This window comes from uncultured Roseobacter sp., from assembly GCF_947492555.1.
Lineage (GTDB): Bacteria > Pseudomonadota > Alphaproteobacteria > Rhodobacterales > Rhodobacteraceae > Roseobacter.
This window is the reverse complement of the sequence record NZ_CANLNE010000002.1, coordinates 800,912-817,185: the sequence shown is the minus strand read 5'-3', so window position 1 is coordinate 817,185 and position 16,274 is coordinate 800,912. Positions and strand designations below refer to the sequence as shown.

The following is a 16,274-nucleotide window of genomic DNA, read 5'->3' as shown; positions in this document are numbered from 1 at the left end:
ATGACGCAGCCACCCTGCATCCGACGTGTCGGCCTCTCCGGTCTGCTGGTCAGCTTTGGCGATGCCATGAGCGAACCGGCCAACCGCGCCGCCCTCGCCTTTCGCGCGGTGCTGGAAGCCGAGGTCTGGCCGGAAGTGACCGAGACCATGATGTCGCTGGTGTCAGTCTTTGTCGCTGTCGATCTGGTCGACGTCTCAGCCGATGAGATCGAAGAGCGGCTACGGGCCTTGCTGGCCCGGCAGGACTGGTACGCGGCACCTCTGCCCAAGGGCCGCACTCTCTGGCACGTCCCAACGGTCTATGGAACGGATCTGGCCCCGCAGTTGGAGGAGGCCGCAGGTGTTGCAGGTCTTGATCCGGACGAGGCCATTGCGCAGCTCTCAACCACGCGTGTCCGTGTCCTTACCATCGGGTTCGCGCCCGGTCAGCCTTACCTGGGCGAATTGCCCGAAGTCTGGAACATCCCGCGCCAGCAGGGGCTGACCAAGAGCGTCCCATCCGGTGCGCTTGTGACTGCCATCCGGCAGCTGATCATCTTCACAGCTCCCACGCCCACCGGCTGGCGGCATGTGGGGCAAACCGCGTTTCGCAACTTCAACCAGCTGGCAGAAGACCCCTTTGCCCTCGTCCCCGGGGATGAGTTGATTTTCCCGGCCATTGACCGCAGTGCGTTTGACAAACTGGTTGCCAAACACAGCTATGGCGCTGCTGAGCGTGAGGCGATTTCATGAGGGCCGCGCTGCGCACCCTGTCGGCGGGTCCGGCGCTGAGCCTGCAAGATATGGGGCGGACGGGGTATCTCGCCCACGGGCTGACCCGCAGCGGCGCTGCCGACGTGCTCGCCCTGTACGAAGGTGCGGCGCTGCTGCGTCAAAGCCCAAACTGTGCGGCCATTGAGATGATGGGCATGGGCGGCAGTTTCGAGGCCACCACCGATACGGTGATCGCCCTCACCGGTGCGCGGATGACGGCCACGCTGGACGGCGCGCCCCTGATCTGGAACGCAAGCCACACCCTCCCCGCCGGTGCGAAGCTGGTCATTGGCGGCGCGCAATCCGGCACCTATGGGTATCTCCATATCGCGGGTGGTTTCGAGACACCGATTGAGATGGGCGCACGCGCCGCCCATCTGGCGGCTGGGATTGGCGCTCTGCTGAAGGAAGGCGACGCGCTGCCCATTGCGCCCGACCCGCAAACGTCGCCGGGCGTTTTCCTGACCCCGCAAAACCGACTCAGCGGTGGTACCGTGCGCATTGTGGACTCCTTCCAGTCCACGTTTTTCTCGTCGGACACCCGGGCGCGTTTCACCCGCACGGAGTTTCGGCGCGACCCCCGCGCCAACCGTCAGGGGGTCCGGCTGGAAACGGATGCGGAGGGGTTTCACGCCGAGGGCGGGCTCAGCATCGTTTCCGAAGTTATCACCACCGGCGACATCCAGATCGCAGGCGACGGCGCGCCCTATGTGCTGATGTGCGAAAGCCAGACCACCGGCGGGTACCCCCGGATCGGCACGGTGATCCCGGCGGACCTGCCTCTTGTGGCGCAGGCGCCGGCGGGTGCCCCGCTTCGTTTCGAGACCGTCACGCTGGAAGAAGCCATCGAGATCGAAAAACGTGTACAGGCCGAGGTCAAGGCCCTGCCATCACGCGTTGAACCGCTTGTCCGCGATCCGCATGACATCGCAGACTTGCTTAGCTACCAACTGGTCAGCGGCGCCGTGTCGGCCACCGCCGACCCATTTGCCCCCTGAAGGAGACCCCATGACCCGCGTAGACCTGAATGCCGATATGGGAGAGAGTTTTGGCCCGTGGAAAATGGGCGATGACGCCGCCCTGCTGAAAATCGTGACCTCGGCCAATATCGCCTGTGGCGCGCACGCGGGGGACGCGCAGGTGATGGCGACCACCATGGGCATTGCGATGGAAAACGGCGTGGGCATCGGCGCGCACCCCGGCTTTGCCGACCTGCAGGGGTTTGGGCGGCGGCGCATGAACATACCGCGTGGCGAGCTTCAGAATTCCATTCGCTACCAGGTGGCGGCCTCGGTCGGAGTCGCGCGCGCGATGGGCACCAAGGTGCGGCATCTGAAACTGCACGGGGCGCTGGCGAATATGGCCTCGGAAGACGAACAGCTGGCGCGGGACTGCTACGAGGCCGCGCTCTCCGTTGATCCCGACCTGATTGTCATGGTGCTCTGTGCCACGGCGCAGGAAGCCGCCGTGCGGGCGCTCGGGTGTTCTTGTGCGGGCGAAATCTTTGCGGACCGCGCCTACAACGATGATGCAACGCTGGTGGACCGCAGCCTGCCGGGTGCGGTGATCCACGATCCGGAGGTCGCGGGCCAGCGCATGGTCGAGATGGTACAGGCAGGCGCGATCATCACAGCCTCTGGCAAGCAGATCAAAACCGATATCGACACGATCTGCCTGCACGGAGACACGCCAACGGCCGTGCAGATCGCCGGCTCCGTGCGGGGGGCTTTGGAGACAGCGGGGGTAACCGTCACGCAGTTTGACGGTCGCCGCTGATCAGGGCCTTTCTGAGGATCAGAGCGGCCCGCCGTCCACCACCTGCTCCGGGTGGCGGTCCACCCAATCTGCAAGCAGATCGGCCAGCGCCGGATCACCAGCCGCATCCGGCGCGCGTCGTGGCACGGGCACACCTGCTTCCAGCGCCGCCATCAGGCAAGCCGCGTGATCACGCTCTGCCCGTTGCGGGCAATTCTCGGAACCGTGCAGGATCGTCGACAATAGTGTACCGCCATAGCCGTTCTGATGATCCAGATCGGCACCGATTTCGATGAAGTACGTCATCAATTCGGGCAGGCCTTCCCAGCCTGCAACATGCAGCGGGGTCAGGCCCTCCGCATCAGGCGCATCGAAAGGGACCCCCAGTCCGACCAGACGTTTGATGTGATCGCCCTTGCCCGGCAGATGCAGGATCATGCGGATGATATCCCGGTAGGCTCCGGGCAACTGTGCGGGATCGATCCGTGCGTCACCCACATCCCCGCCTGACGCCGCGTTGGCAAGCAGCTCCTCTACCGGGCTCAAACGTGGCGCAGTACCCTTTGCCTCGATTGCATCCGCCAGAACCTGATTGCCGAACACACGCGCGTAAGCATAGGCCGAATGCCCTTCGTAGGTGTCCGCGGGGTCCGCCCCCGCCTCAAGCAGAAGCTCGATCATCTCACGGTCGGACATCCGGCGCGCGGCCTGATGCAAGGCTGGAATGACCCACGGGCGCTCTCCGCCCACATGGGTGCCATCGAATTCATTGGGTTTCGCGCCTGCAGCCAACAGCAGCCTGACCGCCTCGACATCGTGAAAATCCATGGCCCGCAGCAGCGCATTCGTGCCGCGCGGATCGGCTCCGTGTTTCAACAACAGCCGGAGCCCCTCGTGGTGTCCAAGTTCCGTCGCGTGGTAGAGCGACTCGTCATCATTCGGGTCCGCACCGCGTTCCAGCAGCCACTTCCCGAGCATCATGTTGTTCGCGTGACCTATGGCGCCATAGAGAGCGGATAGCGGGTGATCATTGTCCGGTGCCACCGGCATGGAGTCATTCACAGACGCCCCATGGGCCACAAGCAGTTCGGCAACGGCGATCATGTCGTCCGCACGGTCAGGGCGGTGATGGATGTACCGGGAAAAGGCCAGATGACACATGGGTGTCCGCGCACCATGGGGGCGGACGGCGACCTGCGGATCGTCCGCCAATGCCGTTTTCACAGCTGCCAGATCATATAATGCCACCTGCAATCCGAACAGCCCCTCCGCCAAATCAGGTGTATCGGCGAGCAAGCGTTCAATTACATGATTCTGACCCTGAAAGATCGCGATCTTGAGGCGTTGTTGCCGGGCCGCGCGATCAAGCCCCTGAAGCTCGGCGGCGAGCTTCAGGGCGGGCCAGCTTTCAAACTGATTTTCACGGGCGATGACATGCAGGAAATCAGCATGTTTCAGCAGGGTGCCATCGGGGCGCGGCGGGTGGTTGGCAACACGGTGCCGGGCATAGGTTTCGCCCGCTTCATAAGCCCTGCGCAAAGCCTTTGCGTCACGTCGCAGTTGATCAAGGGATTTTGTCATGGGTTTCCTCATATCCTGCCCTTCGGTCCGCTGGATCGGGCATGAGAAACACCAAAGTGTTCTAAGCGATATGAAAGGGCGCCGATGACGGCTTTCCGCGGACCTGGGTGCCGCCCTCAGTCGGCTAGAACAGACTACCCCAACACCCCGCTTCATGCCAAGAGGGAAGGCATTCGGGCCACCAGTTTCACCGGTTCTGCCACGCAACACATTCTGATCTTTGAGGTTTTTCCGAGTATGCAAAAAAGTGCAGATTTTGCCTCAAAGCTAACCGGTTGTTAGGGTATCCCAAGGCATACAGATCGGGACCGACCACTCGTTAGGAGGCCGACATGTTACCGGAATCACTCAAAAATACCTCGCTTGATACTCTTTTTCGCATGATCGTCGCGGCACTGACATCTGCGGGCTTGCTGTTGACGGCCTGTGCTGCCGTCATCGTCTATCTTTTGATGGAATCCGAACGCGATGCAGGCATCCTGTCGCATTCTGCCGACCCGGTTGGCATTGAGTTGGGCGAGGTCATTACGTCGGTCGGTTACGGCGGTTTGATCCACTCCTTCAAGAACTATGTCCTCAGAGGCACGGAACGGCATTTCGACGATATCTCTGATGACGCCCATGCTGCGACAATTGCGCTGGAGCGGCTGGCCAGAACCAGCCCCGAAAACAAGGTACACGCAGAGAACATCACCGCCGTCGTTGCCGCCTATCTGGCAAAATCCAAAGACGTCAAAGCCATGGTGGAGGCAGGGGCTACGCCGGAGGACATTGATGCCGTCGTCAAGATTGACGATTCCCCAGCACTCGACGCTCTTGCCGCCATCGCCGCCGTTCAACAGCTTGCGTATGTGGAGGCCACAGGCCTCTCTGCGGAAGAAGGAAGCAAGAGCAAATCCGGACTGTTGAGCGACCTGCGAAGCGCACTTGGCTATGGCGGCATGATCCACCATTTCAAGAACTACGTGTTGCGCAAGGACGCCCCGCGCGTCGAAAAAATCACGGCATCACTGGAGCGTGCAAAGCTTGATATCGAACTCTACGCATCCCTATCCAACAATGCCACCGAGATCGCAGCACTCGACGCCTTGAGAGAAGTTGTTTCAGAATACGAACAAGGCTTGGAGCAAGCCCGAAGAGCGGTGGCGGAAGGTCTTTCAGCATTGGAGATCGACGCGCTCGTCAAGGTGTCGGACGGCCCGGCCCTGGAGGCGCTTGCACAGCTTGATTCGACAATCGACGTGAGCCTCTACGAACAAACCAGGGACCTGGATAACGACATACGTTCCTCGAAATACATCGGGATGGTCATTGCATCGGCAACCGCATTGATCTGCGCTGGCTTAGCGCTCGGAATCGGGCGCATACTCAAAACCTCTGCCGTTGCACCGGCAAAAGATCTTTCTGAACGTATCTCGGCATTGTCGCAGGGCAACACCGCCGTGACCTTCAGCGACCTGGCAGGAGAAACAGAAATTGGCTCTATCGCCGAAGCGGCCAGCGCCTTTCGATCCTCGCTGATCCGAAATCTTGAACTGACGGAAGCGGCCGAAAAGGCTGCAGAAGAGCATCGCGCCATGGCAGAAGAGCAAATGAGAATGCTCGCCGAGCAAAAGGCACTCCATGAGGAGCGCGAGCGTGCCGCAGCAGAAGCAGCGCAACGGCAGAAAGAGCAGGATGCCTTGCAGGAGCGGATCGGTCAGGTATCGCAGGCTGCAGGTAATGGAGATTTCTCGACACGTGTGTCCATGTCATCCAAACATAAGGATCTTGCTCTGGTCGGACGCCATGTAGATGACTTACTAGAGACCGTGGAGACAGGCCTTGAAGCGATCTTCAGGGTCACGGGCAAGATGCATGACGGCGACCTGAGCGCGCGTATGGACGGTGATTTCAAAGGCGCGTTCCTCGATTTGCAAAAATCGTTCAATGCTTCGCTGATGCAGATCGCGAAACTGGTAGATGCTGTGCTTGAAAACGCGCAAGCGATCGATGCTGATACGGATGCGATAGCCAATGCCACCCAATCCTTGGCCAAACGCACCGAGTCGCAGGCGGCGTCTTTGCAGGAATCGTCCAGCGCGGTGGCGGAACTGTCGGCATCGGTCGACTCTGTTTCGGCGCAGGCCGGCGAAGCACGAGATCTGACCAATGAAGCGTTGGATATCGCCAACAAGACCGGGGATGTCGTGAAGCGGGCCGTGGCATCAATGGCTGCCATTGTGCACGCCTCCAAAGAAATCTCGAAGGTCACCTCACTGATCGACGATATCTCGTTTCAAACCAACCTGCTTGCACTCAACGCCGGTGTTGAAGCGGCCAGAGCCGGCGAAAGTGGACGTGGCTTCAGTGTCGTCGCTTCGGAGGTCCGCGCACTGGCGCAGCGCGCGGCAACCGCTGCAAGCGAGATCAACACCCTGATCGAAACAAGTGAAATACAGGTAACCAAAGGCGCCAAGCAGGTGGATGAAACCGGCGATGCGATTTCCAGGATTTCCGACTTTATTGAAGGTCTGAACGAAGCCATGCATTCCGTTGCCAATGCGACGGTTGAGCAAACGGCGGCCCTCACACAGGTGAGTGGCGCAATGAATGAATTGGATGGCGTCACCCAGCAAAATGCTGCGATGTTCGAGGAAACTGCCGCATCGACCGCCGCGCTCAAGGTGAGAACCGACGCGCTTATCGAAACCAGCGGGTGCTTCAAAACAGGTGCTGGCGCCGAAACGCATGCGCAAGCGGCAGTGAACTGAACACAACCAAACCAAATCATGTACCGTGCACCCGTTGCGCGGTACCATCATTGAAAGACGCGAAACTGTTTGTCTCTCAGGTCGCACGGTTGCATCACCTCAAACAAGGATTTTGCGATTGTTGTGCGTCGACTTCTGCGCGAGATCGTATCCACGCCTCCTTCTTTGGGGCTGCATTCCCAGTGAGTACGACAACCTTTTCGAAAAGCATTCAGATGACCCGCGGCCAGAGCCATCTCAACTCCACTTCATATCAGGGGCCAAGGGACAAGAGGCCGCACAGTGCCGTCTTGTGATTTCGGGAGGTACAAATATATCTGACGGACGAAAGCGAAAACCGCCGATGGGCGAGCACGTCAGACCTCAAAATCACAAAGAAGGAAGCGCGATGACCATCCGAAAACCGCCACATCTCTGCGAAAAGATGCAGGATCTTCGCGTTGAAATAGATGCTATTGATGCCGATCTGATTGATCTTCTTGCGGAGCGCAGCCGGTACATTGATCGCGCTGTCGTCCTCAAAGAAGCAGAGGGCTTGCCCGCACGCATCACGGACCGGGTTGAAGAAGTCGTAAGCAATGTCGCAACCCGCGCCCGCGCACAGGGCTTGGATCCGGTCCTTGTAGAGAGCATTTGGCGCGGCTTGATCGAGTGGTCTATTGACCGTGAAGCGGAACACCTCGGCGCGTGACTCTGTTACGTTGCGGCTTCTTGCAAGACACAAGGTCAGCAGACCATGGGAAGCCATGTAAGATGGAATATAACTCCATCCGGCCAAGGCTATCGACCATCAGCGATGCTCTTTGAGATCGCTCGGAAAACAGCGACAGTCTCATGATCACGGGTGTCAAAATCAGGATCGGCGCTGGATTTTATGATCACGATCCGCCGAAAACGATCAACATAGATGTACTGCCCCCAAATCCCAATCGCGAGAAATTCATCTTCAGGCGCCTCGGGGATCCACCAGTGATACCCATACCCAAAGGTCCAGGAAGATGCCGGGTTTTCGCCCGGCTCAAGATGCGGCCCGATTGGTCGCGTTGAGTAGGTGACCCAGTCGCTGGGTACGATCTGATGAGAGCCGCGCCTGCCGGACATCAGGTAGAGGCGGCCAAAACGCGCGTAGTCGCGCAATCGCGCATTCAGACAGCAAAACGGCAGAACGGCACCCGCGCGCCCGGTGCTCCAGAACGCATCGCTTTCGGCGCCCATAGGCGTCCAGAGGCGCGCCTCCAGATATCTATCCAACGGCATACCTGTTGCTGCCTCCAGCATCAGACCAATCGCGATGCTGTCTGAGCTGACGTAGTTGTTATAGGTGCCGGTCGGTCTGTCATTGACCAAAGTCACCAGCGTGTCCCGCATGTCGGCACCCGCAGCGAGCTTGAAAAACAGCATGTTCACGTCCGAAAACGGATTGCCATAATCTTCATCGAAGGACACGCCGGAAGACATGGTGAGCGCGTCTTCAATCGTGACACCATCATATCCCGACCCCACCAGTTCAGGCACGTATTGGTCGATGCGGTCGGCCAGACTGCCGATATGCCCCTCCTTGAGGGCTATGCCGACCAGTGCGGACAAAACCGATTTCGCCATAGACCAAGAGGTGAAACGTGAAGTCCCAGTCGCGCCCAGCCGGTATTCCTCATGGCTGATTACGCCGTCATGAACCACAATCAGTCCGGTCGTTTGAGTCTCGTCGAGGAACGTCGCGGTGTCGCGGAGCTCACCATTGTACCTATAAGTTTGCGGTAACGGGCGGGGGTCGGACGTAAACGCCCAAACCGACCCGCTAGCCGCAACATCGCGATAGGGGAAAACCCGTTCCATGGTTCGGAAATTCTCGACCCGCTTACCGTCAGAGAAAAGCGTGATGCCCGCCCAATATGGCGAGGTCCAGAGCCATAGAAAGCCACCGCCCCCTGCCAAGACCAGCAAGATCAGAATTCCCAAGGCGATGCGCATAAGACGGCTTGCAATCCTCATCAAAGATGTCCTCGTATGGTCACAATTGCCGGTGTGCTAGCCCGACATTGTGCAGGGCTGAAGCACCGTGTCGCCAACGTCAGGTATTTATTCGTGAACGACACCCCATTTGCCTTTGCGCTGGCCGAAGCGCGCGTGCTTGCGGCCAGTTCACGGTTTTGGCTCATCTTTCTGGCGATAACGGCACTGGTCTTTGCCACCGGGCCCTTCGGCACATTCAACAGTTTGGTTCTGGGCGTACGCATCGTTTATTGGAGCCTGGTCAGCCTGGGGAGTTTCTGGCTGGGCTTTTTGACATCGATGACGTGTGCCAGCCACGCAGAGGATTGGGACCTGTCCCCGCGGGTGTCAGTCGTCTTGGGAGGCATGATTGCGGGCGTTCCAATCGCCCTGTTTGTCGCGGCGCTGGATGTAGCATTTTTTGCCGAACCTTTTTTGTCGTCAGTCCGGATGCTCACGCCTTACGCATCATTCGTCGCTGTGATCGTCGGTTTGATTTACGAGGGCTTTGGGACTGCGGCGCGTCACAAGACCGAAGTGACCGATGCGGGACAGAACTGGCTGAACAAACTGCCGCCGGAAGTTGGCCGAGAGATTTTGTGGCTGCGGGCACAGGATCACTATGTTCTGGCCCGCACGCGCTTGGGCGAAGCCCTGATCCGGGGTTCCCTGTCAGAAGCTGATGCCGCCTTGAGAGGATATGGCCTGCGTGTGCACCGATCCTGGTGGGTTGCGCAGGACCAGATGGACCGATTGACCCATTCCGGTGGGGCCGGAAAACTGTTCCTGAAAAGCGGGGAAACTGTGCCCGTCGGACGAGCCTTCCGCAAAGAGGTACGCGCGGTGCTGTCAGCGCAAAAAGCTGATACGTAGAGTGACCTTCTGGGTTGGTGTTTCGGAGGCCGCCCCAAATGCGGGTGTTTTGCGCGTCTCGCGCAACTCTTCTGGATCAGGTTAGCGGGGCACAGCCCATCAACCCCGCCGGCAGCACGACAACAGCCCCCGCCCGGTAGAGTTGGGCGACAAAATCCGCATCGTCGCTCACAAGCACCGTGCCAAGCGCCGTGGTGTCTGTAATCGAAATATGGTCCGGCAACGCATCGATAAAATCTGCTGTCGCAAGCGGGACCAACGCCGCAGGCGCGTCGCTCGACAGCAGCATCACCGAGGCCAGAAGCGCAAGCCAACCGGTACCAAGAACACCCAATCCCATCAGCCATTTAATAGTCATGGATGTGCTCCACGGTCACGCCCGTCGCCAGAAAGGCACGAAGCCGATCTCCAAGATCACGCACCTTGAGCCCGACCAGATGCCGATAGTCGCCGTACCCCTGCCGGCGCATAGAACTGCGGGCACCTTCAAATTGGGCAGTATCGGCAAGAACCGTCAGCATGATGTCATCATTTCCTGCAATCTCCACAAAATCCGTACCGTCCTGCGCCATGCTCAGCATCAGTTCAGTCAGCACGCGATACCGCGGCGTTTCAAGTTCCGTGCCTTCATCGCGTTGCGCAACCACGGTGACACCTTCCGGCGCGGCCCCAGCATAGCCTGTCACGATCATACGCAAGGTTAACGCATCGGCGCCGACATTCTCGACTGCAGCGCTGATAGCCCCGGCATAGGCTGCCTTCGTCCGATACTCCAGACCAAGGGCTATTTGCCGTTCACGGTCCCGCAAACCTGTCGCGGCGGCGGCCTCCAAGGCCGCGGCATCGGAGAGAAAGTCCCACCGGTACCACGGCACCTGCTGCAGAAAGGTCGCATATCCGCGCGCCTGTTGTGCGGAAAGATCGTCCAGCGGAGCGCGTGTCGGCCCACGAAACCAAACCACGGCGCGCCCAACGGTCTCCTCATAGGCGGCCTTGAACATCAATTCCACTGTGAAACTGATGCCGATCACATAGACCATTTGTTTGGTCTCCCAGGGAAATCCGCCATGCTGACCTGAAATCTTGGACAGATCGCACAGCGAGGCCCAGAACCCGTGAATACCCTGCAGAAATCCAAAATCATGTGGATCACCGGTTGCGATGACCTGCGCGTAGTCGTCGTAGGCATGCACGATATGCCATTCGGGATAGGTCAGATACGTGCGGCTCTCGGGGCGGTGATGCTCTGCTGGCAAGATCGCGGTGTAGTCATTGGGAATGCTTTCGCCCCGGCAGGCAATCTCGTTATGGGCAACCGGAATCAGCAACACAACGACAAGCAGCAGCAAAAGAAGGATCGCGCCTCGGATGATGCGCCACAACAGGGATATCACGCGCGATCCAGTTTCAGACCGGCCCAAAGCGCGACCCCACCCAACAGCAAGTGCGGAACGTTCGCTGCAAGCCGCAGGAAGGTGAATGACAGTCCAGCAGAAGCGTTGGTGAAGATGCCCAGATCAAGATAGCCATAGCCGGTGAAGAACCCGAAGACGCCATCACCCAGGTAGAGCGCGCCGAACACGATGAGAAAAAACTTAGCGGATTGTTTGGACCAGAGCGCTGCAAAAAGCGCCCAGAGCGCGGAGGCGACATGCAGGGCGTCGTCGAAGATATCGAGCGCAAAGATACCAAAGGCCAGCCCTTCCGCGTCCGTCAGCCCGGGGATGTAGTTGAGCGAGGCCGCGGCCAGCAGCACGGCGACATAGACAAGGCAGATCTTTTGCAGAAGGCTCATAGCGGCTCCAGATAAGTGTCCCAGAACGCGCTGCGATAGAGCCCGCCCGGATCCAGCACGCGTTTTGCCGTCGCGAACTCCACGGCACGCGGGTAGGCGTTTTGAAATTGCGCCAGGGTCGGATGCGGACGGTAGGGCAAATAGTAACTGCCGCCGATTTCGGTGATCGCCCCGACAAGGGCCCGGGTCATCCGCTGCATGTCGGCTTCTCCGCGGGCTGTTTTCTCCTGACTGAAGGACATCACCGCCGCAATGCGGGGCACGGTCGCGTAACTGAGCCAGCTTTCGGGATCGCGATCCACGAAGCGCAACGTGACATTGAGAAACTCCTGGTAGGAGGCCGGGATGATGTCGCGGCAGGCCTGCAGGAACTCCGGGAACCGTTCAGGGGCCACGAAGTATTCGTGCAGAATGTCGACACGGTGGGGATTGCGATCATCCAGCGTGACCACCGGCTCATTGATCAGGGAGTTGCGCGTGGTTGGCCCGCCGCCGACCATCGGCCCGAGTTTTGTTTCAAAGGCCCATCGCAGGGCTTTGCCCGGTTCACTGCCCAATTGCGCGCGATAAACGCGGCTGGCCAGATGAGACACCGCGCCGGAACCGGCAGCGGCCGGTAGATCGGATTGATCGGCGGAGGGGCTATAGGTGACCAGAAATGCCTCTTCGAAAAAGGTGCCGTGATCCACGTTCAACCTGCCATAGGCCATGTTCACCTGCGGATCGTTGACCACCTGAGCGAAGACCTCGCCAAATGTCTCTGCGGGCATGCGTTCAAATGACGGTTCAAGCCTGAGGTTCGGCTCCGCCGCCACCTCCATTGCAACGATGGCACCGGTGAGCCCATAGCCCCCCATGCTCATGGCAAAAAGCTCCGGGTTTTCCTGCCGGGAACAGCGCACCAGGTCACCATCCGGCAAAAGCAGATCAATGCTCCGCACGGTAGCCCCCATCGGGCCAAAGGGCACCGCCCAGCCATGAGCATTCACGCAAAAGGTCGCCGCAACGCCAAAGTCATGGTTGGACTGCATCACCTGCGGCGAAAACCCCATGGGATCGAGTGCTGCGATCACCTGCGACCAGCGCGCCCCGGCATGGACACGGTAGGTTTTTGCCGCGCTGTCGAGGTCGACCATTCCGTTGTCGAATGTAACTGCGTGACCACCCGTTGGAATGGCCTGCCCGCCCATGGAATGCCGCGCGGCACCAATATTGATCGCTCGCCCCCCGCTTTTGGCCTCGGCCATTTCAGCGCGCAGACGGTCAACCAGGGCGTTGGTCGGGTCTTCTGTCATCGTGATGTGACGGTAAACTGGTGTCGCGCTCAACTCACTGGCGTCGTTCAGCATCAGGTCCGAGGACGGCATGTCGGTCAAGAGGCTATCGGTGATCGGCGTCAGGTTCGGATGCAGGTAACGGGTGGCCAAAGCGCCTACCGCAGCGCCGGTTCCCAGCAAAAGGGCGCGCCTTCCAAATGTCTTCATGCCCATTCCTTTCCGGAACGCGTTGTTTGTGTCTTTCTACCCAAGATTATCCGTGAAAATCAAAAAGGTCTAAATGGATCGTATCTGCGAGACATAAAAAATGAGGCGTACAAATCAGCAATCAGCCGCAAGTTGGTCGTAAGCAGACACAGCTAAGTGCCTCGCACTTCCCATCATCCGGATGTTAGAAAGTCAATTTCTTCAAGGATATGGTCAACGTCAACCGGCTTCTCGATACCGACATCTGCGCCGACCTGACGGGTGGTCGACAGGATGTGTTCCATACCGGGAAACTTGGCGGTACCAGTAATCGCAATGATTGGAATGGTGCGACATTTCTCTGTCCGCCGAACCCACGAAATCAACCCAATACCGCCGTCAGGCACAGATCGACCATCCACCTTCACAATGACGTCGGTAATCAGCAGATCGAACTCTGCGCGCCAAAGCTCCTCCTGTGCGGCGGAGGCCGTACTGCAGGTCTGAACATGGTGACCTGCCTCTTTCAGGTTCTGCGACAACTGAAAGCTTAGCGCCAGGTCATCTTCCATCAGAAGAATTCGTGCCAATTTTCCCTCCATTGGCTGGCTGATTTTTCGCCCCTAGCGTGTATTTATGCACTACGCTAGAACAAGTGGGAAGAGCAATATTGGACCGTTCGAGACATAACCGCCCGTAACTTATGGGAGATTTGTGTATGTACACGCAACGCGTTAGCCAAGCAGGGAAAACAAATGAATCGGCGTTTGACTGAGGCGGAATTGCAGCAAGCACTCGACAACTGCGCCACAGAGCCCGTGCACATTCCCGGTATTGTACAACCCTTCGGACATCTTCTCGCCTATGATCCCAAAAGCAGTCTGATTTGCTATGCGAGCGAAAACTGCTCTGATGCACTGGGGAGGCCTCTGCGCGACCTGCTTGGTACGTCGGCCAAAGAGGTTTTGGGCTCTGAAATCTGGCACGATTTGCAAAACGCCGCCTCACGCACTGAGTTTTCGAGAGAAAATCTTTCGGTTTTCAACCACGAACTGAACGGCACACTCTGCGCCATCAGCGCCTTTGAAAGCGGGGGATTTCACGTTGTGGAATTCGAACAGGCGCACACCGACATTCTGAGTGGAGCCGAAGCATTCCGGTCCATGAACTTCCTCATGACGCAGATTCACGGATGCGAGGAAAGACAGGAATTGTTGCAGCTGACCGTTGATCTCATGCGGCATTTCACAGGGTACGATCGTGTCATGATCTACCAATTCGACCATGAGTTTAACGGTGAGGTTATCACCGAGACGTGCAGGCCCTCTATGCCGACCTTTCAGGGGTTGCGCTTTCCGCATTGGGATATTCCCGAGCAGGCGCGCGCGATAATGAAAAAAGTACCCGTCAGGGTCATTGAAGACGTTGAACAGGTGCCGATTCCTCTGGTTGCCGCCCACGAGGATTTGCCTCCACTGGACATCACTCTCGCGGCCTGTCGCGGCGTGTCGCCCGTTCACATGGAGTATTTGGCCAACCTCGGCAGTCAGGCGACAATGACCCTGAACGTTGTTGTTGAGGATCGCCTGTGGGGCATCATTTCACTACATAACCGCACCCGAAAAGTGCCCCCGGCAATGCTCCGCGAGGTGTTGAAGAGCTTTGTGCCCGTGTTTTCGGCAAAACTTCTGGCCATTCGGAACGATGAAACGCTTGGTCGCATCAGAAGGCTCGAAGAGAGCATCGTAAGCAACCACACACAGGATTTCCGCATGGAAAAACTGCTGCCCGAGATTGCCCCACTGGTGATGGAGGTGATCGGTGCTGACGGGATCGCAGCCATCAGCGGCGGCACAGATTACTCTTTCGGCGTATCACCCCAACCGGAGTTGCTACGGCGGCTTCAGCGCCACGCAGGCGAGCAAACCGGGACCGTGATTGCAATTGATAACCTGGGGGATGCTTTTCCCGACCTGGGGGAAGCGACGAATGGCTGTGCCGGCGCCCTGCTCGCCAGCATTCTGCCAGATAGCGCGATCTGCATCTTTCGCCGGGAAGTCGCACAGGAGGTAGCTTGGGCGGGCAAGCCGGACAAACCCATCACCGAAATTGACGGAAAGCTTCGTCTGTCCCCCCGTGGATCGTTTTCCGTCTATATCGAAAACGTCGGAGGCCGCAGCAAAGCCTGGTCAGAAGACGACAAGTACTTCATCGGGCATGTTCGAACACTGTTGCATGCGTCTGAACGCCAGACCCTGATGAACAAGATGAACCAACAACAATCCTTGATGATCGACGAGCTGAACCACCGGGTGCGCAATATCCTCGCGCTGGTACGCTCCGTCTCGCGTCAGTCGCGCAGGCGATACAACTCGATCGATGGCTACGCCGACGCAGTCGAAAGCCGCATCCGCGCCCTTGCCGCATCGCACGAGTTGAACGCGCGCTCGCTGACAGGCCCAGTATCGATCAAAAGCCTGATCAAACGGGAATTCGATCCGTACAAGGAAATTGCAGGCGCCCGACTTCACCTCGAAGGACCAGACCGAAACCTGCTGGTCCAGATCGCTCCAATATTCTCGCTGGTCGTGCATGAGCTGGCGACCAATGCTGTCAAACACGGCGCGCTGAGCACCCAGAAGGGAGAGGTGAGCATTACCCTGGAGCGTCTGCCCGGCGCGATGCAGGTCACCTGGCAGGAACGCGGTGGGCCACCGGCAAGCAAACCCGCCGACACGGGTTTTGGTACAGCAATGATTGAGCATGCCGTGCCTCATGAGCTTGGCGGGACAACTCAGCTAGTGTTTGAACCGGCCGGTGTAAAAGCGGTATTCACCCTGCCTGATCAGCATTTCGACGATACCGCAGCCTCACCCGACACTGAAAACGCTGCTGATTCCGATGTCGCGGATGCAGACAGTTTTTCCGGCGAGGCATTGTCCGGCACCGTTCTGTTGCTGGAAGACAACTACCTCATCGCCAAAGAAATGAGCGATCAAATGCGAGAGTTCGGTTTTGCCGAGGTAGAAATTTTTGCAAATTCAGCGGATGCACTCAACTTTCTGGACATGGAAGCCGTCGCGCTGGCCATTCTGGACGTCAACCTGGGCAAAGACAAGGACAGCATCGACGTTGCAATGAAACTGCATGAAATGAGATTGCCGTTCTTTTTTGTAACGGGTTATGGGAAGAGTGCCGCCCTCCCCGACACGCTCAAAGACGTACCTCTGTTGACCAAACCGGTGTCAAACCGCGAGCTTCAGGATCAGCTTTTCAGGCTGCTGGACTAGTCATTGCCTGAGCGTATCG

Annotated in this window: 14 protein-coding genes; 7 read left to right on the top strand and 7 right to left on the bottom strand. The window is 58.5% G+C overall.

Translation table 11 applies throughout. The features are described 5' to 3' along the window. Genes Q1A07_RS10985 through Q1A07_RS10975 form a run of 3 tightly spaced genes read left to right on the top strand, consistent with a single transcriptional unit; the run spans position 1 to position 2,529 of the window. Positions 1–732 carry a carboxyltransferase domain-containing protein gene (locus Q1A07_RS10985; protein WP_299780629.1) on the top strand — a complete coding sequence of 244 codons (732 nt, stop codon included), beginning with the start codon at positions 1–3 and terminating at the stop codon, positions 730–732. Then, positions 729–1,751, top strand: coding sequence for a biotin-dependent carboxyltransferase family protein (locus tag Q1A07_RS10980; protein WP_299780627.1), 1,023 nt, complete (start codon positions 729–731; stop codon positions 1,749–1,751). Before Q1A07_RS10985 ends, Q1A07_RS10980 begins: the two co-directional genes overlap by 4 nt. A gap of 10 nt (positions 1,752–1,761) precedes the next feature. After that, positions 1,762–2,529 carry a 5-oxoprolinase subunit PxpA gene (locus Q1A07_RS10975; protein WP_299780625.1) on the top strand — a complete coding sequence of 256 codons (768 nt, stop codon included), beginning with the start codon at positions 1,762–1,764 and terminating at the stop codon, positions 2,527–2,529. 18 nt (positions 2,530–2,547) lie between these two features. Here the strand turns inward: Q1A07_RS10975 and Q1A07_RS10970 are convergent, their stop codons facing one another. Beyond that, complete coding sequence (locus tag Q1A07_RS10970) at positions 2,548–4,089, bottom strand: ankyrin repeat domain-containing protein (RefSeq protein WP_299780623.1); 1,542 nt, start codon at positions 4,087–4,089, stop codon at positions 2,548–2,550. Between the two features lie 332 nt (positions 4,090–4,421). Here Q1A07_RS10970 and Q1A07_RS10965 point away from each other — a divergent pair, with 332 nt between their 5' ends. Further along, entirely contained in the window at positions 4,422–6,842 is a 2,421-nt protein-coding gene (locus Q1A07_RS10965; protein ID WP_299780621.1) for a methyl-accepting chemotaxis protein, read from the top strand. Positions 6,843–7,230: 388 nt separating this feature from the next. Then, positions 7,231–7,533 (top strand): chorismate mutase, encoded by a 303-nt coding sequence (locus Q1A07_RS10960; RefSeq protein WP_299781960.1) that lies wholly within the window; start codon positions 7,231–7,233, stop codon positions 7,531–7,533. Positions 7,534–7,622: 89 nt separating this feature from the next. Here Q1A07_RS10960 and Q1A07_RS10955 read toward each other — a convergent pair whose 3' ends face one another. After that, complete coding sequence (locus tag Q1A07_RS10955) at positions 7,623–8,834, bottom strand: serine hydrolase (RefSeq protein WP_299780619.1); 1,212 nt, start codon at positions 8,832–8,834, stop codon at positions 7,623–7,625. Positions 8,835–8,927: 93 nt separating this feature from the next. Between Q1A07_RS10955 and Q1A07_RS10950 the strand changes: the two genes are divergently transcribed. Next, positions 8,928–9,707, top strand: coding sequence for a LytTR family DNA-binding domain-containing protein (locus Q1A07_RS10950; protein ID WP_299780617.1), 780 nt, complete (start codon positions 8,928–8,930; stop codon positions 9,705–9,707). A gap of 76 nt (positions 9,708–9,783) precedes the next feature. Here the strand turns inward: Q1A07_RS10950 and Q1A07_RS10945 are convergent, their stop codons facing one another. The 5 genes from Q1A07_RS10945 to Q1A07_RS10925 all read right to left on the bottom strand — a co-directional run bounded on the left by Q1A07_RS10945 (position 9,784) and on the right by Q1A07_RS10925 (position 13,537). Beyond that, the gene (locus Q1A07_RS10945) at positions 9,784–10,065 is read right to left on the bottom strand and encodes a hypothetical protein (protein WP_299780615.1); all 282 of its coding nucleotides are present in this window, start codon (positions 10,063–10,065) and stop codon (positions 9,784–9,786) included. Then, positions 10,055–11,101 carry a hypothetical protein gene (locus Q1A07_RS10940; protein ID WP_366944084.1) on the bottom strand — a complete coding sequence of 349 codons (1,047 nt, stop codon included), beginning with the start codon at positions 11,099–11,101 and terminating at the stop codon, positions 10,055–10,057. The genes Q1A07_RS10945 and Q1A07_RS10940 overlap by 11 nt, the downstream gene beginning before the upstream one ends. Continuing rightward, the gene (locus Q1A07_RS10935) at positions 11,098–11,502 is read right to left on the bottom strand and encodes a hypothetical protein (RefSeq protein WP_299780614.1); all 405 of its coding nucleotides are present in this window, start codon (positions 11,500–11,502) and stop codon (positions 11,098–11,100) included. Before Q1A07_RS10935 ends, Q1A07_RS10940 begins: the two co-directional genes overlap by 4 nt. Next, the gene (locus tag Q1A07_RS10930) at positions 11,499–12,986 is read right to left on the bottom strand and encodes an FAD-dependent oxidoreductase (protein WP_299780613.1); all 1,488 of its coding nucleotides are present in this window, start codon (positions 12,984–12,986) and stop codon (positions 11,499–11,501) included. Before Q1A07_RS10930 ends, Q1A07_RS10935 begins: the two co-directional genes overlap by 4 nt. A 173-nt stretch (positions 12,987–13,159) precedes the next feature. Further along, entirely contained in the window at positions 13,160–13,537 is a 378-nt protein-coding gene (locus Q1A07_RS10925; RefSeq protein ID WP_299780611.1) for a response regulator, read from the bottom strand. A gap of 183 nt (positions 13,538–13,720) precedes the next feature. On the opposite strand from Q1A07_RS10925, the gene Q1A07_RS10920 reads away from it, so the two are divergent. Beyond that, entirely contained in the window at positions 13,721–16,255 is a 2,535-nt protein-coding gene (locus tag Q1A07_RS10920) for an HWE histidine kinase domain-containing protein (RefSeq protein WP_299780609.1), read from the top strand. Positions 16,256–16,274: the final 19 nt, after the last annotated feature.

Bases quoted from the DNA above. Each gene is read 5' to 3' on its own strand.
- Q1A07_RS10970 (WP_299780623.1), bottom strand. From the start codon at position 4,089: ATGACAAAATCCCTTGATCAACTGCGACGTGACGCAAAGGCTTTGCGC.
- Q1A07_RS10980 (WP_299780627.1), top strand. From the start codon at position 729: ATGAGGGCCGCGCTGCGCACCCTGTCGGCGGGTCCGGCGCTGAGCCTG.
- Q1A07_RS10955 (WP_299780619.1), bottom strand. From the start codon at position 8,834: ATGAGGATTGCAAGCCGTCTTATGCGCATCGCCTTGGGAATTCTGATC.
- Q1A07_RS10965 (WP_299780621.1), top strand. From the start codon at position 4,422: ATGTTACCGGAATCACTCAAAAATACCTCGCTTGATACTCTTTTTCGC.
- Q1A07_RS10935 (WP_299780614.1), bottom strand. From the start codon at position 11,502: ATGAGCCTTCTGCAAAAGATCTGCCTTGTCTATGTCGCCGTGCTGCTG.
- Q1A07_RS10985 (WP_299780629.1), top strand. From the start codon at position 1: ATGACGCAGCCACCCTGCATCCGACGTGTCGGCCTCTCCGGTCTGCTG.
- Q1A07_RS10975 (WP_299780625.1), top strand. From the start codon at position 1,762: ATGACCCGCGTAGACCTGAATGCCGATATGGGAGAGAGTTTTGGCCCG.
- Q1A07_RS10945 (WP_299780615.1), bottom strand. From the start codon at position 10,065: ATGACTATTAAATGGCTGATGGGATTGGGTGTTCTTGGTACCGGTTGG.
- Q1A07_RS10920 (WP_299780609.1), top strand. From the start codon at position 13,721: ATGAATCGGCGTTTGACTGAGGCGGAATTGCAGCAAGCACTCGACAAC.
- Q1A07_RS10925 (WP_299780611.1), bottom strand. From the start codon at position 13,537: ATGGAAGATGACCTGGCGCTAAGCTTTCAGTTGTCGCAGAACCTGAAA.
- Q1A07_RS10930 (WP_299780613.1), bottom strand. From the start codon at position 12,986: ATGAAGACATTTGGAAGGCGCGCCCTTTTGCTGGGAACCGGCGCTGCG.
- Q1A07_RS10960 (WP_299781960.1), top strand. From the start codon at position 7,231: ATGACCATCCGAAAACCGCCACATCTCTGCGAAAAGATGCAGGATCTT.